17 protein-coding genes are annotated in these 22,708 nt (G+C 63.8%); 6 read left to right on the forward strand and 11 right to left on the reverse strand.

Annotation, left to right across the window (positions count from 1 at the left end):
• Positions 1–224: 224 nt before the first annotated feature.
• Both QMG80_RS20385 and QMG80_RS20390 read left to right on the forward strand, forming a co-directional pair.
• Positions 225–617 (forward strand): hypothetical protein, encoded by a 393-nt coding sequence (locus QMG80_RS20385; RefSeq protein WP_158658627.1) that lies wholly within the window; start codon positions 225–227, stop codon positions 615–617.
• A 257-nt stretch (positions 618–874) separates the two neighbouring features.
• Positions 875–1,654 (forward strand): methane monooxygenase/ammonia monooxygenase subunit C, encoded by a 780-nt coding sequence (locus QMG80_RS20390; protein ID WP_085770840.1) that lies wholly within the window; start codon positions 875–877, stop codon positions 1,652–1,654.
• Positions 1,655–1,845: 191 nt separating this feature from the next.
• Here the strand turns inward: QMG80_RS20390 and QMG80_RS20395 are convergent, their stop codons facing one another.
• From QMG80_RS20395 to QMG80_RS20420, 6 genes are read right to left on the reverse strand one after another with little or no spacing between them, the layout of a single operon-like run.
• Positions 1,846–3,288: an efflux transporter outer membrane subunit gene (locus QMG80_RS20395; protein WP_245300102.1), complete on the reverse strand. Its 1,443-nt coding sequence runs from the start codon at positions 3,286–3,288 to the stop codon at positions 1,846–1,848.
• Positions 3,281–5,272 carry a MacB family efflux pump subunit gene (locus QMG80_RS20400; protein ID WP_085770841.1) on the reverse strand — a complete coding sequence of 664 codons (1,992 nt, stop codon included), beginning with the start codon at positions 5,270–5,272 and terminating at the stop codon, positions 3,281–3,283. Before QMG80_RS20400 ends, QMG80_RS20395 begins: the two co-directional genes overlap by 8 nt.
• Positions 5,269–6,465, reverse strand: a complete 1,197-nt coding sequence (locus QMG80_RS20405; RefSeq protein WP_085770842.1) for an efflux RND transporter periplasmic adaptor subunit — start codon at positions 6,463–6,465, stop codon at positions 5,269–5,271. Before QMG80_RS20405 ends, QMG80_RS20400 begins: the two co-directional genes overlap by 4 nt.
• Positions 6,466–6,521: 56 nt before the next feature.
• Complete coding sequence (locus tag QMG80_RS20410) at positions 6,522–7,814, reverse strand: PepSY-associated TM helix domain-containing protein (RefSeq protein WP_085770843.1); 1,293 nt, start codon at positions 7,812–7,814, stop codon at positions 6,522–6,524.
• The gene (locus tag QMG80_RS20415) at positions 7,811–9,055 is read right to left on the reverse strand and encodes a PepSY-associated TM helix domain-containing protein (protein WP_085770844.1); all 1,245 of its coding nucleotides are present in this window, start codon (positions 9,053–9,055) and stop codon (positions 7,811–7,813) included. The genes QMG80_RS20410 and QMG80_RS20415 overlap by 4 nt, the downstream gene beginning before the upstream one ends.
• 60 nt (positions 9,056–9,115) lie before the next feature.
• Complete coding sequence (locus QMG80_RS20420) at positions 9,116–14,719, reverse strand: TonB-dependent siderophore receptor (RefSeq protein WP_085770845.1); 5,604 nt, start codon at positions 14,717–14,719, stop codon at positions 9,116–9,118.
• A gap of 438 nt (positions 14,720–15,157) precedes the next feature.
• On the opposite strand from QMG80_RS20420, the gene QMG80_RS20425 reads away from it, so the two are divergent.
• The 4 genes from QMG80_RS20425 to QMG80_RS20440 all read left to right on the forward strand — a co-directional run bounded on the left by QMG80_RS20425 (position 15,158) and on the right by QMG80_RS20440 (position 18,561).
• Positions 15,158–15,532, forward strand: a complete 375-nt coding sequence (locus QMG80_RS20425) for a DUF2946 family protein (protein ID WP_158658628.1) — start codon at positions 15,158–15,160, stop codon at positions 15,530–15,532.
• 385 nt (positions 15,533–15,917) lie between these two features.
• Entirely contained in the window at positions 15,918–16,595 is a 678-nt protein-coding gene (locus QMG80_RS20430) for a response regulator transcription factor (RefSeq protein WP_281926155.1), read from the forward strand.
• Complete coding sequence (locus QMG80_RS20435) at positions 16,592–18,022, forward strand: sensor histidine kinase (protein ID WP_085770847.1); 1,431 nt, start codon at positions 16,592–16,594, stop codon at positions 18,020–18,022. Before QMG80_RS20430 ends, QMG80_RS20435 begins: the two co-directional genes overlap by 4 nt.
• Complete coding sequence (locus QMG80_RS20440; protein WP_085770848.1) at positions 18,019–18,561, forward strand: GrpB family protein; 543 nt, start codon at positions 18,019–18,021, stop codon at positions 18,559–18,561. Before QMG80_RS20435 ends, QMG80_RS20440 begins: the two co-directional genes overlap by 4 nt.
• A 45-nt stretch (positions 18,562–18,606) precedes the next feature.
• Here the strand turns inward: QMG80_RS20440 and QMG80_RS20445 are convergent, their stop codons facing one another.
• From QMG80_RS20445 to QMG80_RS20465, 5 genes are all read right to left on the reverse strand, one after another.
• Positions 18,607–19,089 carry a hypothetical protein gene (locus tag QMG80_RS20445; RefSeq protein WP_085770849.1) on the reverse strand — a complete coding sequence of 161 codons (483 nt, stop codon included), beginning with the start codon at positions 19,087–19,089 and terminating at the stop codon, positions 18,607–18,609.
• Between the two features lie 278 nt (positions 19,090–19,367).
• On the reverse strand, positions 19,368–20,081 hold the full coding sequence (locus tag QMG80_RS20450) for a hypothetical protein (RefSeq protein ID WP_085770850.1): 714 nt from the start codon (positions 20,079–20,081) through the stop codon (positions 19,368–19,370).
• A complete protein-coding gene (locus QMG80_RS20455) occupies positions 20,078–20,251 on the reverse strand; it encodes a hypothetical protein (protein ID WP_158658629.1) in 174 nt (57 codons plus the stop codon). The genes QMG80_RS20450 and QMG80_RS20455 overlap by 4 nt, the downstream gene beginning before the upstream one ends.
• 99 nt (positions 20,252–20,350) lie before the next feature.
• Positions 20,351–20,740 (reverse strand): hypothetical protein, encoded by a 390-nt coding sequence (locus QMG80_RS20460; RefSeq protein WP_158658630.1) that lies wholly within the window; start codon positions 20,738–20,740, stop codon positions 20,351–20,353.
• Positions 20,741–20,896: 156 nt separating this feature from the next.
• On the reverse strand, positions 20,897–22,612 hold the full coding sequence (locus QMG80_RS20465; protein ID WP_245300103.1) for an extracellular solute-binding protein: 1,716 nt from the start codon (positions 22,610–22,612) through the stop codon (positions 20,897–20,899).
• Positions 22,613–22,708 lie beyond the last annotated feature (96 nt).

Genomic DNA, 22,708 nt, shown 5'->3' on the forward strand with positions numbered 1-22,708 from the left:
ATTCCTTATCGCTCGAACGGAATCGTTCGAGCGAATGAATCGCGCCAAGTCAAAAAGTTAGAGCCTGTCCTGACCAAGTTAGAGCCTGTCCTGACCGGAAAGCCGCTTCGCACTTTTCCGTGACAGGCTCTGAGCGCGTACCTTTACTGCGACAAATTGTCCGGCTTGACGCCTTTTTGAGGCCAGCATAACGTTTTTCGTGGTTCTCGGAAGGAGAGCGGGACGTGATCGGGCGCAGCCGTGCGGATTTTGCAAGGAAAGGCGCCCTGGTGGCGATGTTCCTTGCTTGCGTGCTCGGCATCCAGACGCTGCTCTCGGGCATGGCGCTCGCGGGCGCCGCTACGCCCACGGATAAGTCTGCCTTCTCGCGTCTCTGCGCGACAGCGACGAGCGGCCAAGACCCACTCGCTCCCGGCGAGCACGGCCATGAGCATGGCCTCTGCTGCATTCTCCACACTGACCTTGCGAGCCCCAGCGTTCCGTTTGGCGTCGGCCTTCGCCGGACGCCTCCCGCTGACTCGCGCCTGCCGGCAAGCCGCGAGAACCAAATCGCGGCGCGCGCGCCGCCGGAGCTCGAGCCGCTCGCGCCACGCGGCCCTCCAAGCCTCGAAATCTGAGCCTCTTCTCGTCGACGCGCCGGGCGTAGCTGCTGCAACGTCTTTGGGCTGGCCGTCCGAGAGAGCGAGAGGCCGATACGCAAGCCAAGTCTTGCGCCAGTTTCCAGATCCTCCCCTCAGCGCAGCCTCGTCCCTTGCAAAAGGGAGAGTTCGTCTGCGCAAGCCCTGAAGAGCCAAGCGGTCGCGCCTCCGCGCGCCCCGAGCCGGGCCTGCTTCGCGACAAGCCCGATCTTCGTGCTTTGAGAGGACCTAAAACCATGAGCATCAATCAAACCGTCAGCCGCGGCGCCGTAGAGAGCGCCAGACGGCCCTTCGCTCTGCGCACTTTCATGATCGGCGGAGGCGTTCTCGCCGCGATCCTTATCGCGCTGCGGCTTTATGAGCAGGCGTTCGGCTGGAGCACCGGGCTCGACTCCTTCTCGGATGAATATCGCCTCTACTGGAACAATCTGCTCGTTTTCTCCATTCCAGCCGCAGCGCTGGCCGCGATCGCCGTGGCCGGCTACATGTGGCGCACGCGCGACCGGGATATGGACGCCATCACACCCGCCGAGGAACTGCGCCGCTATCACGTGTTGGCGCAATGGCTCGCGCTTTACGGGCTCGCGCTCTTCATCGCCTTGAGCTTCTTCACCGAGCAGACGGCGGTCTGGCATATGACCGCGGTGCGCGACTCTGACTTCACGCCGAGCAACATCGTGACCTTCTACATCGCTTATCCGATGTTCGTCGTGTTCGGCATCGCCGCCTATGCCTACGCCGCCACGAGGCTGCCCTTCTTCGCGAAGGGTTTCTCGCTGCCTTTCATGATTCTCCTCGTCGGAACCTTCATGACGATCCCGAATGTCGGCTTCAACGAATGGGGCCACACCTTCTGGGTGCTCGACGAGATCTTCGCGAGCCCCCTGCACTGGGGCTTCGCCTTCTTCGGCTGGATGGCGCTCGGCTGCTTTGGCGTCGCCCTGCAGATTTTGTCGCGGATGCGCGAGCTGATGGGCCCGGAATGCGTGGCCGTCATAACGAGCCGCCGAAAATGAGAGCTTGGCGTCCGGGCTCTTCTTCCCGCCCGGGCGCCTGAAGGAGACGCCGTTCCCCGGCGCTAAGCGCTTCACGCAGTCGATCTCCCCTCGCGTGAAGTTAGCTAACTTCCCCGCTTGGCCTTCCCCGGGCCGGCGGGGCTTTTTTTTGATCCGACCCGCGTTCGATCGAGGCAAGCGCGGAGCGCGGCTCAATCCGTAGTCGTAGTCCATCCTCCCCCGAGCGCCGCATAGAGCGCGACCGTGTTGGAGAGACGCTGCGCCTCGGCCCGCACACGGGCAAGAGTAGCGTTCAGGTAAGACCGCTGCGCGTCCACGACGACAAGCTGCGAGACGCTCCCAAATTTTTGCTGAAGGCGAACTTTGCCGAGATAACGCTGCGCGGCGCTCTCCGCGTTATGCGCGGCGGCCACGGCGCGGGCGTCCGACTGCAGCGCGTGCAGCGAATCCGCGACGTTCTGAAACGCCTTCACGACCGTATCGCGGTACTGGGCCTTGGCCTGATCGAGGCCGGCCTCGGCGGCTTTCTGCTTGTTTTGCAGGGTGAAGGCGTCGAAGGCGGTGAACGCCGCATTGCCTGCGAGTTGATAGCCGAAAGTACCGGGTTGAAAGAGATTCGGGATGAAGAAGGCGCTGGTCTGACCCGCGGCGGTGAGCTGAATGCTGGGAAGCCGCGCGGCGAGGGCGACGCCGACCTGCGCGCTCGCCGAATGGAGACTGGCTTCCGCGGCCCTGATATCGGGGCGTTGGCCGACGAGTCGCGCCGGCAGACTGACCGGGAGATCGCGCGGCAGCGAAAATTGTGACAACGCGAAAGTTTCCTCGACCTCGTCCTGGGAAAAGCGGCCGGCGAGCGCCGTGAGCAGGTCGCGCTGCTGCGCAAGGAGATTCTCCAGCGCCGGAAGCCGCTGGCGCGCCTGCGCCAACGCGGTCTCTTGCGACAGCAAATCGAGCGAGGAGACGGCGCCCTTGGCGAATTGAAGCTGCAGAAGCCCAAGCCTTTCGGCCTCGATCCCGATCACGAGACGCGTCGCGGCGATTTGCGCGCGCAGCGACGCTTCCTCGATCGCGGCCTTCGTGACATTGGCGGCGATCATCACTTGCGCCGCCGCCATCAGAAACGCTTGGTTTTCGGCCTGCGCGTCGAGAGACTCGATGTTGCGGCGGGCGCCTCCCCAAATGTCGAGCGTGTAGCTGATCTGCACCTGCTTGGTGTAAAGGGAGAAGGGCGCCTGCGTGACAGTGGAGTTGGTCGCGTTTCCTGAATAGAGACTATAGGTCGGATTGGAGGTGAGGCCGACCAGCGGGAACAGCGGACCGACGCCCGCCTCGGCATTGTAATGAGCGACGCCCATTGCCGCCTGCGCCGCCTCGATCGTCGAATTGTGCTGTAGAGCGTCCTCGACAAGGCCGTTGAGGCGCGGCGAACGGAACTGTTCCCACCAGCGGTCCGAAACTTCCGCGCCATCACGGAAGCGCTGGCCATTGCCGGGCGAGGCGGTTGTTCCCTTTGTGTAACGCTCCACAGTCGGCGGCGCGGGGGTCTCGAAATCCGGCCCGACCGCGCAGGAGGAGAGCGCAACCGCCATCGCGGGGCCGAGGAAGCGCGAAGGAGAAGAGCGCGCGCTACTCACGAGCCAAAGCCTCCACCGGATCGAGCTTCGCCGCGTTGCTGGCCGGAAAATAGCCGAAGATCGTTCCCGTCAGGAAGGCGCACAGCGTCGCCGTCGTCAGCGCCTGCGGCGACAACTCGAGAGTCCAGCCCGGAGGAAGGAAGGGATTGGCGGCAAGAATCATGACAAGGCAAATGAGCACGCCAAGCGCTGCGCCGATCAGGCATAAAACGATCGCCTCGAGCAGGAATTGACGACGAATGTCGCTCTGACGCGCGCCGACGGCGAGGCGTAGCCCGATCTCGCGCGCGCGCTCCGTCACCGAAACCAGCATGATGTTCATGACCCCAATCCCGCCGACAAGCAGCGAGATCAGCCCGACGGCCGCGAGCAGCATCCGCACCGAGCTCGTGAGCATGACCAGATTGTGAACCTCGGCGTCGTTGTTCTCGACTGCGATGTCCTTCGCATGGTGCCGCTTGGTGACAAGATCGATGATCTTTGGCTCGACCTCTTTCCCCGAACCGCCCTTGCGCAGCCTGATCAAAACCATGTCGAGATAGTCGCGACCCGTCACGCGCGCATTGCTCGTCGTGTAGGGAAGAAACACGCTCGGCCGATTCCCCGGCTCCGCCAAGCCACGCTTTGGCGTGATCACACCGATGACGATGCAGGGCAAATTTCCAACATAGATGATCTTGCCGAGCGGGTTCGCGCCATAGAAGAATTGGTGACGCACCCTGTCGTCGATGACGACGACAGGCGCCAAGGCCTTCACGTCATCGCGCGTGAAGCCTCGGCCAATATCGAAACGGAGACTGAAGAAGTCGAAGTAGTCTTCCGCCACTCCCGTAATAGCGGCCATCGCGGACTTGTTGTGATAGCGAACGGTGGCGGTGGTGTAAGTCTGTGGGGTTGCGAGCTCCACATATTCCTGCCGGCGGAGCTCTTCCACGTCGGAAGCCTTCAACGTGTGCAGATAGGCTGCGAAGGCGTCGCCGGCTTGCTTGCCTGGATAAAGGACGATCATGCGCAGATTGAGAAATTCGCCCATTTGTTCGCCGAGCACGCGGCCGCCCGCCTCGCCGACCGCCACCATCATCGACACTGAGACGATCCCGATGATCACGCCTAGGAGAGTCAGCGCGGTGCGCAGACGATGCGCGAGAAGCGCTTGCCATGCTGTCCCTGCGGTCTCGAAGAAACTTTCCCAGGGAGCGAGATAACCCCCATTGCCGACGGGCGGACAAGGCCGTTCTGTCTCCGCTTGCGGCGCGCCGCAATCGACTGCAGCCTCCGTGAGGCGATCGGAGACGATGACCCCGTCAGCGAACTCCACGATCCGCTTTGTCTGCGCGGCAATGTGGGGATCGTGCGTCGCGAGAATGATCGTATGGCCCTGGCGATTGAGCTCGACCAGGAGATTCATGACCTCACGGCCATTGGCGCTGTCCAGGGCGCCGGTCGGCTCATCGGCGAGGATCGCCGCGCCTTCATTCATGAGCGCCCGTGCGATCGAGACTCGTTGCTGCTGCCCTCCCGATAGCTGGTTCGGGTAGTGCGTCGCGCGGTCGGCGAGCCCCAGGCGCTGAAGCAACGCCTTAGCGCGCGCGTGGCGCTGCTCCGGCGCGAGCCCGGCGTAGATTGCGGGCGTTTCGACATTGGCGACGGCCGTGAGCTGACCAAGCAGATTGTAGCGCTGAAAGACGAAGCCGAAGTGATCGCGCCGCAATCGGGCGAGCGCGTCGGCGTCGAGCCCCGACGTATCGAGGCCCGCGACACGGTAACTTCCCGCGCTCAAACGATCGAGACAGCCTAAAATATTGAGCAGCGTCGACTTGCCGGAGCCGGAGGCTCCCATCAGCGCAACCATTTCGCCGGCTTGAATGACGAGATCCACGCCGTTGAGCGCGAACACGCGCTGGTCTCCCGAGCTGTAGCTGCGCATTGCGCCGCGCAGCTCGATGAGCGGCGGATCCTTCTCCAGGCTCTCGCCGGGGCTCATGTGGCGGAGCCGCCGGCTGTGGGCAGGTCGCCCAGAATCACCTCTTCGCCTTCCTTCAGCCCGTCGAGAACTTGCGCGAAGCTCCGGTTGTTGACGCCGACGCGAACGCGTCGCTCTTCCGGCTCCTTGCCCTTGGCGCCGACGACTCGAACCAGAAAACGCCCGTCAGGACCTTGCTCGCGCAGAGCGCTGTAGGGAATCGCCAGCGCATTCTTGACGACGCCTTGCACAATCGACACTTGCGCCGACATGCCGATGCGAAGCGTCCCGTCGCGATTGGGAACGTCGAAAAGGGCATTGTAGAAGACGGGGGCTCCGACCGCCGTTCCGGGGCTGGAGGACTGCGCAGCCGCTTGCGTCGCGGGAGGCTCGGAATAGCTCGACGGCGCAGACTCCACGACGCGCAGCCGCGCCGCATAGCGCTTGTCAGGCTCTCCCATGATCGTGAAGGAGACCGGTTGGCCCACTTTGATGTTCACGACGTCCGCTTCCGAGATCTGCGTCTTGACTGTCATCGCGTCGAGCTTCGCGAGCTTCAAGATCACCGGCACGATTTGCGCCGCGACCACCGTCTGCCCCTCCTTAGTCAGGATCGCCACGACTTCTCCGTCGATCGGCGCGATAATCCTCGTGTAGGAGAGATTGGCCTCCGCGGTCTTCACCAGACTCCGCGCCTGCGCGATCTGCGCGCCGAGCGAAGCGAGATCGGCTTCATTGGCTTGCGCCTCGGCTTCGGCGCTTTCAAAATCACGGCGCGAGGTCGCGGCGCCGTGAATCAGCCCCTGTTGACGCTCCAACTCGAGCCTGGCCTTGCGCAACCGGGCCGCGGCTGCGCGCTGCTTGGCCTCGAGATTGGCGAGATTGGCCTGCTGCGCGCGCAGCTCGTTGTCTTGAAGCAGCGAGTCGATTTCCGCGAGGAGATCGCCCTCGCGCACATGGTCGCCGAGATTGACTTTAAGCGACTTGAGCTGCCCGGTCGCGCGGGTGCCGACATCGACCTGGCGAATGGGTTGCAGAACGCCCGCGGCAAGCACCGTGTCTTCTATGTCGAGCTTGCCGATCTTCGCCGTCGAATATTTCGGCGGCGGCGCATGGCTGGTCCAGGCGGACAGGAAATAGACGATGACAAGCCCCGCGCAGAGCGCGGCGACTGCGGCTCGGGGCTTGGACGCCAACACTTTGAACCGGGCCATCGCTCGTCTAAAGCCTTCATCGATTGAGGCGCAGCCTTTCGCGCCCGATCACAAACTCAAGTTTCGTAGGCGGTCCCTCCGCCTTCCCGGCGGCTTGGGCCGGCAGAGGCTTCTACCTCTGGAATGTCACCCGAGCCTCTCTCGGCGGCCAGAGAGTGGCCGCTCCCGGCGCGGGCGGCGCGTTTCCTCCACCAAATATAGATTCCCGTGATGGAGAGCATCGTGATGACAAAGCCCAGCGCGCAGACGAACAATCGATACGGCAGCCCGAACACCTGGCCCATGTGCAGCGCGTAAAGCCAGCTTTCGATCGTGTTGCCAAGACGCTGCCCGCTCGGCAAGTTCAGCAAGAGCAGAGCGCCCGTGTCGGCGTCGAAAGTGACGTTCGCGCCATCGGTGTGCAGCTCGCCGACGATATCCCGGCTGCTGCGCTCCTGATAAGAATAGGCGTTCAGTTCCTTGAAATACGCCAAGGAGAGCGGCTGGCCGACGGTGAAGCCTTTCGCGCTTCCCTGCTCCGAAAGGAGCCTCTGCCCGACCGCCTCGGCCGCGCGCCAATCCAGCCCAGGCGCTAGAACCGCACGTTTTGGCAGGGCTTCGTAATCATCGATGCGCGAGGTGAAATCGAAGAGCGACCCCATCACCCATTCATAAACAGGTCGTCGCATGTCCATCATCACGCTCGACCAGGCGAAGACGAAGAGCAGCGCCCAGAGCCAAAGTCCCGGCGCGCGGTGCAGATCGAAGTTCAGGCGGTAGAAACCGGCGTTGCGCTTGACGAGCCAAGCGGGCTTCCAACGCCGCCAGAACGAGGCCGTCGTTTGCGGCAGCGTGAGATAGAAGGCCACGAAACAGTCGAGTGTCCAGGCGAGCGCGATGACTCCAAGCGTCAATTGGCCGACGCCGCCGAGCGCAAGCCGCCAATGCAGATCGTAGATGAAGGGCATAAGATTGATGAGCCCCTGGGATAGATCGGCGCTTCGTCGCCTTCCGAGTTCCTCGCCGGTGAAGGGATTGATGAAGAATTCGGTGAAGTCGAGCTCATAGGGCTTGCCGGTCGCGGGGGCGACGCGCGGCTCGAAATAGATTCTTGCCTGATCGGGCGCGGTGTTCTGCACATACCGGACGCGCCCCTGCGGCACGAGCGCATCGGCCCGCTCGGCGAGTTCCGCGAGGCTCAATCGCGTCGGATGTGACGGCTCGGCTGCGAAGAGCTGGGGAGCGAAAACGCGCTCAAGCTCCATGTTGAAGGCGAGCAGGCTGCCCGTGAGTCCTACAACGATCAGGAAGACCGCCATCAAGAGACCGACCCAGCGATGGAGCCAGACGAAGAAGCCGCGGGTCTTCATGATATTGCCTCCCGCGTGGCCGGAGCGGCCCGAGTGTCCCCGCGCCGGCCGCGAAGCCGCCGCGCCTTGCGCTTCTTCCACCAGACATAGACGCCCGTGACGGAGAGCATGACGACGATGAGCCCAAGAACGCAGACGAAGATGCGGTAGGGAAGATAGTCGACGGGATCGCGCGCCATATGCAGCGCGCGCAGCCACGCGGTCAGCGTCTCGCCGGAGTGACCGGTCGACGTCCCCATCGCAGCGAGAAAAGAACCGTCGTCGCCGTCAAAGAAGACAGTGAGCTCCTTGTCGGCGGGGAAGGGCCGATCGGTCTCGACGATATAATTGTATGTCCGCGCATAGCGCAGCGACGTGAGCCCCTTCGGCTCGAGAAGCCGGAAGCCTCCGGCCTTCGCCTGCTCGGCGGCGAGTTCTCTTCCTCTCGCCTGCGCCGCGCGCCAGTCGAGCTTCATCGGGCCTTCGTCCTTGCGCGGCGAAGCGAAGCCCGCGACCTGCTCCTCTATGGGCCGCACGTCGAACAGCGCCGCCATCACCTTCTCGAAGACGCCAAAGCTGTCGACGAGACAGACGCTCGACCAAGCGAAGATGAAGAGCATCGCCCAGAGCCACAAGCCGCTCGCGCGGTGAAGGTCGAAGTTCACGCGATAGAAGCCGCCGCGCCATTTGACGAGCCAGGCCGGCTTCCATCGCGCCCAGAACTTCTCGAGCGTCACCGGCAAGGTCAGATAGAAGCCGGCGAAGCAATCGATCGTCCAGAGAATCGCGAGGATGGCGAGGATCCACAGTCCCGTTTGGCCCATCGCCAGAGAGGTGTGCAGGTCGTTGACGAAGGGCATGATGTTGGCGACGAAACCCTGCGTGTAGCCGCTATAGGGGGAGCGCCCGAGCTCCCTGCCGGTCCAGGGGTCGAGGACGATCACGCCCGCATCCTCCGGATAGGGCTTCCCCGTCGCCGGGTCTGTTCGCGGCGCCATGCGCACGATCGCTTGATCGTCGCGAAGACGAAAGAAATAGGCGGCGGTCGCGTGCGGCATGAGCGCCTCGGAGCGCTCCGCAAGCTCGGCAAGCTCGAGTCTTCGAGCGTCCGGCGACGGCTTTGCCGCGACAAGGCTAGGATCGAGGAGCGCGGAGAGGTCGCCCCGAAAAGCGAGCAGGCTGCCCGTGACGCCCTCGATGATGAGGAAAAGCGCCATGGCGAGGCCGACATAACGATGGATCCAGACGAATAGCCGCCGCATCGTCTTGCTTCCTTCAAAGAGCCGCGAGCCTGTGAGACTCGCGGCGCGCCATCGCGCAGATCAATATTTCGCGACGATCGCCTCAGGCGCGAAACCGGTGAAGTGGTAGTTCAGGCCGCCGCGCAGAATGTTGATCTGCGGGTGGAAATTGGCGTCGATGACGCCGCTCCAGCCGCCTGAGATCCCGCCGCCGCTGATGTCGGCGAAAAGATATTCGAGCTTCGCCGACCAGTTCGTCGCGAACATCCACTCGGCGCCGCCGCCAACCGCCCAGCCGGTGCGCGTGTTGGCGACGCCCCAGGCGTCGACGCCGTCATAGGCGAAGCCCGCCGTCGTCAGCAGCAGCAGGGTGGGCGTGACGAGATAGCCGGCGCGTCCGCGCAGCGTCCCGACGTAGGGCAGGCTCGCCTGTGCTGTGTTGAAGGGCGCCGCTTGCACGAGGGCGCCGCCCGAAAAGGGCGAGGCGTGGACGGCCGCCGTCTGCTTGCCCCCGCCCGAGACGCTCGTCACTTGGATATCCGCTTCGGCGCCGATCACGACCGAGGAGCCGAACTGGTAGTTGTAGCCGACCTGACCGCCGCCCAGCGCGCCGCCCGCGCCGCCCCTGAGGCTGCCCGCCGGCAAATAGGCGAGGTTCGGGCTGACCCCTGCGCCGAAGGGCAGGCTCGGGTCCCAATAGGTTGCGGTCCCGGCTTGTCCGCTCTTGGCGTCGAGAACGCCGCCGAGATTCGCGCCGGCGTAGAAGCCGCGCCACGGTGAGGCGGGCGGCAGAACGGCGACCGGCGCGTCCTTGAGATGGGGGAGATCGGCGGCCACGACGATCGGCGCCCGCCCCTCCTCGCCGAACTTATAGCTGAAGCCGACCTCGAGCAGATTCTGATCGAGGCGACGCGCGCCCGTGAAGACGGTCGTCACCGGCGTGGCGAGCGTCGAGGCGTCCGAGACGCTGCCGAAATCCGTGTAACGATATTCGCCGCGGATCGCCCAGCTCCGAGTCATCGCCCATTCGAGGCCAGCGCCGAGAGTCCAGCCGACGCGCAGCATGGATCGGCTGCTCGAGGCGTTGAAGAGGCCCTGCCCGTCGCCGCCCCAGAGATAGCTTTGCTGCGTGAAGCCGCCGAGCGCCGCGCCGCCGGTCACGAAGGGCAGCAGTCGGCCCCAGGCGTAGCCGGCGCGCGCGCGGATCGAGCCTTGCAGGTTTGACTTCACCGCCGTCGTCAATGTGCCGCCGGGCGTCGCGGGTCCAAAGAAGCCGTTGCCATCATAGACCGGCAGCAGCGAGCTTCTGACGAGGTTCATTCCAGTGAGCGAGCCCTCGAGACCGGCGACGAGATGATCGAGCTGCCAATTGTAGCCGACATGCCCCTCGACGCTCGCGACCTGCGCGTCGCTGTTGAGCGAATCATCGGCGCCGAGCCCCCCCGGCGTCGCGATGTAATAATGGCCGTTGTTCGCGCCCCAGATCATGCCGACCTGACCGCCCGCGTAAAGGCCGGCCCAGCTGTAGCCGGTCCAGTCGATCGGCGGCGCCTTGGCGGCGAGAACGGGCGCGGCGACCGGCACGAGCAGCGGATTGCCGAATTTGTAGCTCGCGCCGACCTGGAACTGATTTTGATCGAGGCGACGTCCGCCGCCGTAGAAAGTCCCGGGAGTGGAGACGGTCGGCCTGTCCGAAACGGTTCCGAACTCCGAATAGCGATATTCGCCGCGGATGGACCAATGATCGCTGACGGCCCATTCCGCGCCGCCGCCGATCGTCCAGCCGAGCCGTGTCGTCCATTGCAACCCGTGCGTCGCGAAGCCGTCGTAGGCGAAATTTGCCCCGTTTCCACCGGCGAAATCGGACTGCGTGCCGAAATGGCCGATGGCGAGGCCGCCGGTCACATAGGGAAGCAAGCGTCCGAACGCATAGCCCGCGCGTCCGCGCAGAGACCCCTGAATGTCGGACTGAACCATCGAGACCAGCGCGGCCTGATTGTCAGCGACATCGGAGGCGCTCAGGTTCTCGCGCTTGATCAGGCTGGTTCCATCGACCGAGGCTTCGACGCCGAGCACCAGATTGCTCTCGAGCTGCTGATTGTAGCCGGCATGCGCGCCGAAGATCACGCCCTGCGCGTCATGGGCGAGATCGACAGACCTTGTGACGCCGTCGGGCGTTCCGAAGTTATAGGCGCCGTGATTGTCGCCATAGGCGTAGCCGGCCTGACCGCCGAGATAGAAGCCGGTCCAATTGGCGGCGTAAGCGGCGGGAACAACGGAACCGCCCTTATGCGACGGCAGATCGCCGGGCGCCGGGCCCTTGAGGATCGGCGCGGCGATCGCGAACATCTCTGGGTCCGCGCCGCCAAACTTGTAGCTTGCGCCGACTTGAACCTGATTCTGCGTGACGTGACGATCGCCCTGATACCAAATCCCGCCCGAAGAGAAGGAGTTCGGCGATTCGCCAATGTGGCCGAAGTCCGAGTAGCGATATTCGGCGCGCGCCGACCAGCGTGGCGTGATCGCATATTCGACGCCTCCGCCGGCCGTCCAGCCGAGTCGCCAGACAGAACGATCGTTTGCGGTGGCGGCATACAAGGGTCCGGGAACGTAGCTCCCAATATCGGGGTTGAAGACGTTGGTTATCTGCTCGCTAAGGCTGGACTGAAGATCGAAATTCCCCAAGGCCAGACCGGCGGTTCCGTAAGCGAGCAGGCGATTCCAGGCATAGCCGGCGCGGGCGCGCAGCGAGCCTTGGAAATTGGACTGGATGCGCGCGTCGACCGCGCCGCCACAGGCGCCCGCGTTGCAGTAGGCGCCGGGAGAGGAGAATGAATAAAAGCTTGGATCGAGCGTGCTCCAGCCGAGCTGCTCGCGCTTGCTGAGATTCGTCACATCGCCCGAGGCCTCGAGGCCCAGGACCCAGTTGTCGAACTGCTTATTGTAGCCCAGATGCGCGCCGGCCAGCACGCCATAGCCGTTCGTGTTGAAGGACTGCGTGCCGAAGTAGCCCTCAGGCGCGACATAGGAGAAGTTTCCGCCATTGTCGCCGACGTCCATCCCGATCTGCAGACCGGCATAGGGGCCGGTCCAGTCGTGAACCCAGCTCATGACTGGCTCTGGGGTCCTGGGGGGGATGGGGGGCAGGCCCGGCCATTGCGCGCGGATGTGACCCAGCACGCTGAAATTGTCGCCGATGCTGCGTCCGCCATAGGACCCGGCGAGCCCGACGAGCGGCGCCGTCACTTGGGCGGCCGTATAATAGGTCCGGTCGAAAAGATTGTGGACGTTGACGCCGGCGTCGAGCTTCCAGCCTTCGTAATAGAAGGGGTAGTCGGCGAGCAGGTCCACCGTCCCATAGCCGGCGATGCTCGGCGTGAGCCAGCCGAGGCCCTGAGCAAGGAACGTATTGTCGTTCATCCGCTGCGCGCCGTTGTAATGATAGGTCGCGCCGAGCTTCAGCCCCTTGAGGTTCCCATCCTGGAATTCATAGGTCCCGGAAAGGGTGGCGACGTTGCGGGGAATGCCGGGCAAGGGCTGACCGGGGAGGGCCCCCTGGCCGGAGCCGGCCGTCTGCTGGCCCAAAACCCCCTTGGTGACCTCGACCGACTGGTTGGTGTAGGCCAGGATCACGTTCAAACCGGGGTAGATCTCCCCCTGAATATCGACTTCCGGCCCCTTGCTGCGGGCTTCGCCGACCAGAACGACGCAACCTCCGGAATTGAAGACCCCTATCCCGCCGCAAAAGTGGAGAGGATTGGGGTCCGGCTCCGGGACATTGGTCTTGGTCAGGTCGTAATAATCGACGGTGGCGCGCAGCTTGCCGTCGAAGAACTCGAATTTGAGACCGGCTTCCGCGTCGCGCGCGCCGGATGGCGGCGTGACGATGCCGGGATAAACGACGCCCGAATTGGTCGAGAAGCCCTCGGCGTAGCTGATATAGCCGCTCACCCAGGGGAAGGGACGCCACAACAGGCCGAAGCGCGGCGTCAGATATTGTTCTGCGCTCGCCTGCTGCGGCGCAGCTTGTGTTGCGCCCCAATTGGCGGCGAAGCTCGGGATGCCGGTCGCTCCACCGCCCTGGCGGAAATATTGATAGCGTGCGCTCGCCAGGAAAAAGAGATCATAGGGCAGCTTGATCTGATCCTGAGCGTAAAGGCCGCCGGTATCCTGTGGATTCGTATAGGACTGATAGGGACCAACCGTCTGCAGCAGTGGTAACCCTGGGTGGACCGGATAAAAAATGCTTTCCGGCGAGTTCGCTGGGCCGAACGAATAGTTGTTCCAGTTGAGAGTTTTGTAGAAGTCTCCACCGAACAGCAGCGTATGCTCAACTCCCCAGGTGTCGATTTTTCCGGTGATGTCGGCCTCGGTCGCCATGGTTTGCGTCCCGTAATGGGCGTAGCCGAAGCCGCGACCATAGGTGGGCGACGCAGCGGGGGGAGCATACGCGAAATATGGGAAGGAAAAGTCATATAGGCCGGTGCCAAGGCGTTGAGTGTTGTCAGCCTCGTAGCGATTGTAATACAACACTTGCTTGATTGACCAATCATTGTTGAAATTATGCGCCCAGGTCAGCGCTGAAAAAAAGTTGTTATTTATTGAAGGCGACCATTCCTGATAATTTGTATTGCGCGGCAGGGAGACGAAATTTCCGTTAATTTGGGGATCGCTCGGGAAGTATCCTGCAAAATTATTCCGATAGTACTGTCCTTCGAGCTTTACCCAACTATCGTTGTCGATATTCCATTTGACGACTGGCGCAACAAAGATGTTCTCCGAATGGGTGTTGTCGATGAAAGACCCGAAGGGCGCGCCGTTGTTCTCATAGGACATGTTCATCCGATAGAGCCAAGACTTATCGGAAGTGAGCGGCCCGGTGGCGTCGACAGTCGTGCGATAATCGGCGAGCGAGCTGCCCTGCACGTTTACGTCGTAGAAGGGCTGATCGAGAGGCTGCTTGGTGATGACGTTGATGAGGCCGCCGGGCTCGCTGAGCCCATAGAGCACGGCCGCGGCGCCCTTTAAGACCTCGATGCTCTGCACATTGGCGAATTGCACGAGTTGCGACGTGCCGAACGAGAAGGCGGCCCCCGGCCCGTTGCCCAGATCGAGTCGGAAGCCGTCGCGGTAGATGTAATTCGTCGCAAATCCGCGAAGGACGATATTGCCGTAAGGATTGCCGTTGGAGGTCGGGCCGTTGGTCGTCGTCACGCCGCTGACGAACTGCAGCGCCCGCGAGAGATCCGTGACCTGCTGATCCCTCAGCACCTGCTGCGTGACCGTCTGCACATTGGCCGGCGTGTCCATGACCGACGCGCTGGTCTTGAGGGCGGTGGTGGCTTTCTCGTAGGTGTAACTGGTGTTGAAGGGGCTCTGCTGCGGCCCGGCCCCGCCATAGTTCTGGGCGGCGGCGGCAGCCGCGGCGGCGCCTGCGGCCGCAGAGGCCGCGGCCTGATCGCCGGCGCCGGTCGCCGGCCCCGCCACCGGGCGCGAATTGCCGCGGCCGCCGGCGTTCTGGCTCGCGCCGGTGCGCGGCGCGGGCTTGGCTTTCGGCACGCTCCTCGCCACCTGCTTGGGCTTGCCGATGTCGATCGACGGGAGACTCGTCTGCGCCTGAGCCGTGGTCGCCACCGCGATCGCCGCCGCGCTGACGCTGTTGAGAATGACTGTGAACCGCCGCATCTTCGTTCAACCTTTGGTCAACTGCGGTCCGCTCCGCAGCGCGTTGCTCTTCTTGGCCGTCCGATGAATCACGACGGGGACAGCTTTCGCCTGCCCGCAATCAGTTCCTGGACGGTAGGCGGGAGGCTAAAAAGACCAAGGTCACACCAAGCTCACGGCAAAAATGGAATGGCTGAATTGTCATAGGCTGTGGTAATTTAGCAACAACTCCACATTTTTACGGCAATTTGGCCGCAATTCCATCTTATCTTGTCGATATTTGGCCACAATGCTCGCCACGGCTGTGGCAATTGTGCAACAACTCTTCCCTTCGAAAAGCACGATGAAGAAACATCAATTTGCGCGCGGATGGCCTTGTCAAATTCGTTAAAGCAGAGCTAATGTTGAGTCGGTGCATGGGTTTTACCGTTTCGTAAGAGACAGGCGGGATTAAGCGGGATGCGACGCAACGCGGTCGCGGTGGTGTTGTTCGCTCTGGCGCTGGGACTAAAGTTCCTGCTGCCTGCGGCGGCGATCGCCCATGCCCCGCGCGCCGGAGGCCCCCAACCCGCCTTCCAAGAATGCCTCGGCGCCGCTGCAGAAGGCGCGCTTGGTCACGCGCGGACGCCTGGCAAGGGCGAGCGCCATGCCGAGAGCTGCCCTCTCTGCCAGCTCTCCTGCGAGAGCGCGGTCGCCCTTTTGGGGCGCCCCGCTCAGCTAGACCTCGTCACTTATCTCGACCGCACTACGCCTTGGCGGGACGCCGAGAGCGCCCGACCCCGGGCTCGCCCAGCGGTCGCCCATCAGGCTCGAGCCCCTCCCCGCTTCTCCTGACCGACCCATCGCCTGTGCGAACGCGGCCGCTGAACACTTCCCGTCCGTAACGGGGGAAGGCGCGCGCTCACGCGGCGAGAGGCGTTGTGGCATGGGAGCGCGTCCAATCACCGAAGTGGCTTCGCGCCCCAATCGACCTTGAGCGCCGCGCGCGTTGCGCGCGCTGAAGCTGACGCTCCTTGCGGCGCGTAAGCTTTTGAGAACGCCGGATCGTCCCCGACTGCGGCAGGTGAGCTTCGCCCGTTCCTGGGAAAGCTCGCCCGCGCCGACGCAATGGAATCCGGCCTGTCGGCACGGCGCCCGTTCGGGAGCATCCCTGAACGGTGGCGGACTGCGCCGTGCCGACACCCAATAGATTTTCTCCGTCCTTTACGGGTTTCGTGACATGCGAATCTTGGTGGTTGAAGACGAGCGCGAGCTCGCGGGAGAGATCGTCGGAGAAATCCGGCGCAACGGTTTTGTCGCCGATTGCACGGAGACGATCGCGGGCGCGAGCGAAGCCCTGCAGCTCTATCCCTATCCCTTGGCTCTGCTGGACCGCCGTCTTCCCGACGGCGATGCGATGCAAGCCATTCCCGCGATGCGGCGTGCGCAACCCGGCATTCGGGTCATCATGCTTTCCGCGCTCGACGCCGTGGAGGAGCGCGTGCGCGGACTCGACGCCGGCGCCGACGATTATCTGACGAAGCCTTGTCCGCTCGTCGAGCTCATGGCGAGGATCCGGGCGAGCTTGCGCCGGCCCGGCGGAGAGCTGTTGCCGCCCGTGCAGGTCGGCGCGCTGACCTTCGATCTCGCGAAGCGCAACGCCTCGGTTCAGGGCGGGCGCATCCCCTTTCATGCGCGTGAGCTCGCCCTTTTGGACGCGCTGGCCCGCAGGGCCGGGCAATTCGTGCGTCGTCAGGCCCTGATGGAGGAAATCTACAGCTATGACGACGATGTCCAACCACATGCGCTGACGATGGTCATCTCGCGCGTCAGACAGCGCCTCATCGACCTCGACTGCGGCGCCGAGATCGTTTCCGAGCGCGGGGTCGGCTGCATGCTGCGAGAGAAAGTCTCATGAAGACGGCCGGATCGCTCTGGGTTCGGCTGACGATTCTCGTCGCTCTTTCCGTTTCCGCGATCTATTTGCTCACTCCGGTCGCATATTTCTATTCACCGCCTGACTCTATATCGCCATTAGGCTCCCAAAAACTGCTTGGGGGATATTCCGGCGCCCTCAATTTTCTCGGTTTGAGCAAAGCCCAGAGTCTCGTGATCGGCTCCCTTGCACGCGATGCGGAGGGCGCCCTAGTCCTTAAGCCGACGCAGGAGCTGAAGGCCTACGCCGCCGCCAATCCGGAGTTTCGTTTCGCCGTCCTGGGCGGACGGCAGTGCCAGGCGGTGACGGGCTCGAACCCGGAAGTGATCGCCGCCATCAAAAGATTCGGCGACTGTCCCTTGGGATACGGCCCTTTCGATCTCGGCGACGGCGCTCAACCGGCGCCCTGGAGTATTTACTCTCCTTACAACTCGCCGGTCGGAGCGGTCGCGCTGGGCTTGTACGGGTACCGCTTTCATTGGGAAGACCTGCTCTACTTCTTGTGGGATCAGCTCCGCGACACGCAGTGGGGCTACTTCGGGCCGACGTTCATCGCATTAATTCTGGCTTCCGCGCTCAGCGTTCGGCGTGGCCTCGCGCCGCTGAGGAAAGCCGCGCGGCGACTCGAGGCGATCGACATGAACGCGCTCGACTCGAGGCTCGCCGTCGACGACCTCCCTTCCGAGGTCGCCCCCTTTGTCGAGGCGGTCAATGGCATGCTCGAGCGCGTCGAGTCCGGCGTCGCGCAGCAAAAGCGCTTCCTGGCCAATGCGGCGCATGAGCTGCGCACTCCCCTCGCGGTGCTGCGCGCCCGCGTCGAGGCGTCGAGGGATTCAAAACTCAAAAGCGATCTGGGACGCGACGTGAGCCGCATCGGCACGATCATGGAGCAGCTGCTCGCTACGGCCAGACTGGGCGGACCGGGCGCCAACACGACGCAAAGGATCGATCTCGCGGAGCTCGCCTGGCGAATCGTCGCGGACTATGCGCTGCTCTGCCTCGATCGCGATCGGCGGATCGAGTTCGAGGAGCGCGAGGAGCCGGTTTTCGTTCTGGGCGACCGCCGCGCGATCGAGAGCGTCGTCGGCAATCTCATCGACAATGCGTTGCGCGCCGAGCCCTCCGGCGGCACGGTTCTTGTGCGCATTCACGACGACGCGGTGCTCGAGGTGATCGATCACGGCGGGGGCGTGCTGCCTGAAGATCGGGAGACGATCTTCGAGCCGTTCTGGCGCAAGAGCGACGCGACGCCCGGAACAGGGTTGGGCCTCGCAATCGCCCGCGAGCTGATGACGAAGCTCTCCGGCCGAGTCTGGGTCGAGGACACGCCCGGCGGCGGCGCGACGTTCAAGCTCGCCTTTCGCGCCTCGCCCGAGCCAGCGCAACCGGCGGCGGATGGCCCGACATGACGCTGTCTCCGTTCCCGGTCGTCCTCGCGCCCTATGATGAAGCCTGGCCGGAAATGGCGGCGCGTTGCTCGAGGCGCCTCGGCTCGCTTGGCCCTAACCTCCTGGCGGTTCACCACATCGGATCAACCTCCGTTCCGGGATTGTCGGCCAAGCCCATCATCGACCTCATGCCGGTCGTCGCGAGCTTGAGACGGCTCGATGAGCAGACGCTGCAGCTCGCTGCGCTCGGCTTTGACTGGCACGGAGAATTCGGCATGGCGGGAAGACGTTATTGCACGCTGTCAAAAAACGGCAGGCGCGTCGCTCAGCTGCATTTCTTTGAGGTCGGCGCGCGGCATATCGCGCGTCACCTCGCGTTCAGAGACTATTTGCGGGCGAGACCGGACGCAGCTGACGCCTATGAGCAAGAAAAACGTCGCGCCCGGGATCTCTTTCCTGGCAACTCCCATGCTTACGGCGACGAAAAATCGGCATGGATCGAGGCGAAGGAAGCCGAGGCTCTTGCCTGGTTCCAGAGGCAAGAGTCTCGATCCTCATGACGATTTCATCCCTGGCGGCGCGGCTCCGCGCCTTTTATTCGCCGATCAGTGGAAGACGACGCTCTGATTGGCGGAGAAAGACCCTCCAGGAGGCGGCGGAGCCTTGGTGGCGGCGACGGCCTTCTGAAGCAGTTGGGAATGGGCGGGCGACGAGCCTTTGCAATTGATCCCCGAGATCGCGCCATTTGCGGTTACTTGAAAGCGGCAGGAGGCCGTTCCCGCGCCGACCTTCGGATTTGTCGGCACATGGACCCGCAGGGCGGCGGCGAGCTTTTGAGCATAGGCGGGATCGGAGCGCGTCACGACGGCCGGGCGCTCCTTGGGCTGAGCGGCGGCGGGAGCCTTCGCCGGCGGCTCGGCCTGGGCCGCGGCGGGCGGGGTCGAGGGCTGCTCGCCGCGAGCCGCTTCGCCCGCGCCGGAGGGTTGCTCGGCTTGAGCCTTATTGGCGCCAGCGGATTGCTCCTCGGCCGAGGCCGCGCCCGCGACGCCGAGGAACGCCAGCATCAAGACGATAGAGATAGGTCGCATCTTTCTTCTCCTTTGCCGCACCGACTGAGTCCGCGCAAAGGTTTCTCCCCTGCCGGCTCAGTTCGGAAGAAAATCCGATAGCTGAAGGGCGTCACGAAGAACGCCCGGCTTCCACCCGCGCGAAAGCTCCGCGCGGACATGCTTCCTGAAAAACACGCTGAGCTCTCGATCACGCCGCCTTCAGGCGGAATCGCTTGAACGCAGAAAACGTGATCGACTCTTGAAGTTTAGAGCCCGATTTGTGCGAAAAGCCGATTTCCGGTTTTTCGCATCGCGCTCTAATGGAACTTGACGGACTGCGAGGCGAAGAAACGCCCTCCCGGCGGCGGCGGCGCTTGCACCGAGGCGATCGCGCGGTGCAGCAGCGCCGCATGGGCCGGGGTGGATCCCGAGCAGGCGACGCCTCCCATTCCGCCCCCAGGGCCTATGTGGAAGCTGCAGCTCGCCGTGCCCGCGCCGAGCGACGACGAACCCGGCACATGGCGACGGATCGCCGCTGAGAGCAGCGCCGCATAGGTGGCGCGTGAAATCCCGCCGGAAGCCGCCTGCCCGCCTTCCATGCCGAGCCGGTGACGCTCCTGGGCCTGCTGCTTGTGCTCGGCCCGCGGCCTCTCCTGGCGCTTCTCGACGACTCGCTTCTCAGGCTCGACGACTTGCTTTTTCGCCGGCAGCGGCGGCGCCTCTGGATGCATGACGAGCGGCGGCGGAATGGCGAAGTCCGGCTGCTCCACGGCCTCGGGCGGCGGTGTGTCGTCCAATTCGACCTGCTCGACCGACTCGAATTGATCGCCTTCGGGAATGAGGTCCGCGCTCATCGAATCGAGCGGAACGATCTTCTCGAGCGCGAAGTTCATGAACAGCAGGCCGAGCGCCACATGGCCGAGGAGCACGACGGCGATCGAGAGCGGCCTCAGCCAAGGCGGCCGAATAGCCGGAAAGCCGGTCTCGAGCGATCCATTCGCAAGGGGGGGGAGCGCTGCAGCGTCCGTCATATGCGCCTCCCCCAACAGCGGGCGCCATCGGCAGAAAGGGCGCCGCTGCGCGACTCGCGCAGTCCGACCGCGCCGAGAATGACCGACTTGCCCGCGACGCTCGCCGCGTAGATCATCGTGAGGAGGGTGATGGAAAGATAATACATGACTGTCTGTCCCCTTGTAGCCATCACGCCGCCGCTCCCGGCGCGCGTCAGGCTTTATTTGATTTTGGCCGCGTGGATTTTCGCGTAAGCGAACGCGGACGTGTGAAGCGGGGAAAGGGAAGGCTAAGCCGCGGGCGGCGCGCGCGCGCCGTTGGCGGGCTCAGCCGCCATGGGCTTGAGGGGGCTCGCGGCACAAAGCGAGTAACGCATGCGCGAGGCGACGCGCTCCTGGGGCCGCGCGAAAAAAAAGCTGCGCAAGACCAGAACCGCCGTCCCCAGACAAGCGGTCAAGCAGCAATCGGGACAACCGGGAAGGCCCGAGTGGCGCGGCGCCTGCGACGGCGCGCCATCATAAGAGCCAACGCTCACATCTGGCTTGACGATGCTATGTGGGCATTCCACCGCCCCACCGCGGGCGAAGTGGCCCGCTGATGAATAAGTCGGGAAGATCAGGCCGATCATCATCGCGCAGATCGCGCCGATGACGAACAACGCCTTAGCACGGGCACCCATCGCCGCCCCTCGGTGGTGATTAAAAGCTATCCGAAACTTCGCCATTTGACAATGCGTCGCGCGCCAACACGGCTCCGGATGAATCGGAACAAGTTGAACGTTCCGATTTTCGCATGAAGCCGCCGAGCCCCCAAGATCCTTGGCAAGGCCGCTTCATCAGGGCCTCTCGCGCCACCAGCCCTCCAAGATCATATTGTAAGGAAACATCGGATGGCGCGGGTTGCTTGCGGCGTGCCGGAGCTGGGGGACGTGCGCCGTATAGATGTCCGTCGCGTGATATAGGGGCACGAAATAGAAGCCCGAAATGAGAACACGATCGAGCGCGCGCGCGGCGGCGATCAGGTCTTCCTTGCTGCGCGCGGCGACGAGAGCGTCGATCATCGCGTCCACGGCGGGCGAGGCGACCCCACAGAGATTGACCGAACCGGCTTGCGATGCGGCAGGAGAACCCCATCGCGCGCGCTGTTCGGCGCCGGGCTCGGCGACGGGGAGCCATTGCCCGACAAGCATGTCGAAATCAAAATTTTGCCGGTTGCGGTTGTATTGCGCCTCTTCGACCAGGCGCACCTGCGCATCCACGCCGATCCTGGCGAGGGACGCCGAAAAGTTCAGCGCGAGCCGCTCCTCGTCGTGGCTGCGGACCAGAATCTCGAAGCGCAGCGGCGAGCCGCCCTTCGTGAGCCCCGCGGGCGACGGCTGGTAACCGACCTCCGTGAGCAGCGCGATGGCGCGGCGGGCGATCGCGCGATCCCGGCCCGAGCCGTCGTGAGCGGGCGGCAGCCACCGTCCTTCCAGGATGTCCTCTCGCAGCACGCCGGGAAACCGTGCGAGCAGCGCCCGTTCGGCGCCGCTAGCCGGCTTTCTGGACGCCGAATAGACACTCTCGTCGAAATAGCTTTGGGTTCTCCGGTAAAGACCGGAAAGCAGATTGGCGTTGATCCACTCGAAATCGAGCATCATCGCGATCGCTTCCCGCACGCGCGGATCGCGAAAGATTTCGCGGCGCAAATTGAAGCCGAAGCCTTCGATCCCTACCGGCCGCGTGGGTCGAATCGTCTCCTTGACGATCCGCCCTTCGCTCATCGCCGGGAAATTATAGCCCTGGGCCCATTGAGTCGCGCTCGTCTCCTCTCGAAAGTCGACGAGCCCCGCTTTGAAGGCCTCGAATAAGGCGCCGGCGTCTCTGTAGTAATCAACCTCGACCTCGGCAAAATTGAAGAAGCCTCGCCGCGCCGGCAAATCATTGCCCCAATAGTTGGGATCGCGGCGAAGAAGCAGTCGTTCGCCCGCGTTGACCTCACTCACGATGTAGGGGCCGGAGGCGAGCGGCGGGGCGAGCGTCGCCTCGGAAAAGCGCTCGACGTCGGTCGCGTGCTTCGGAAGCACCGGCATAGCCGCAAGCGCCAGCGGCAGCTCGCGATCATTCGCGCCTGTGAGATCGAAGCGGACCGTGCGCGCATCGGGCGCGTCGATCGACTTTACGAGCGAAAATTCGGCGCGCGTCTGAGGAAGGCCTTGCTCCTTGAGCAAAGCGAAGGTGAAGGCCACGTCGGCGGCGGTGATCGACGCGCCGTCGGAAAAATGCGCGCGCGGGTCGAGGTGGAACACGACATGCTCGCGCGCGTCGTCGATGTCGACGCTTTCCGCGATCAAACCGTAATAGGTTTTCTCCTCGTCCTCCGAGCGCGTCATGAGACTTTCGTAAACCGCGCCTTGGAGGAAGAGCGGTGCGCGCAGGAACTTGATGTTGAAGCGATTGAGGTTCTCGAACGTCCCGAGCACGCCAAGGCGCAGCCTGCCCCCTTTCGGCGCGCTGGGCTCGGCGTAGGGGAAGTGGTCGAAATCCGCAGGCAGCTCGGGTTCGCCGACCATGGCGAGCGCGTGCGCGGATCGCATCACGGCCGGCGGAGGGCTTTCGGCGCTCGCCGGTCCGGCAAGCCGAAAAACCGCAGCCAACGTAAAACAGAC

Source organism: Methylocystis bryophila, assembly GCF_027925445.1.
In the GTDB taxonomy this organism is placed as follows: Bacteria; Pseudomonadota; Alphaproteobacteria; order Rhizobiales; family Beijerinckiaceae; genus Methylocystis; species Methylocystis bryophila.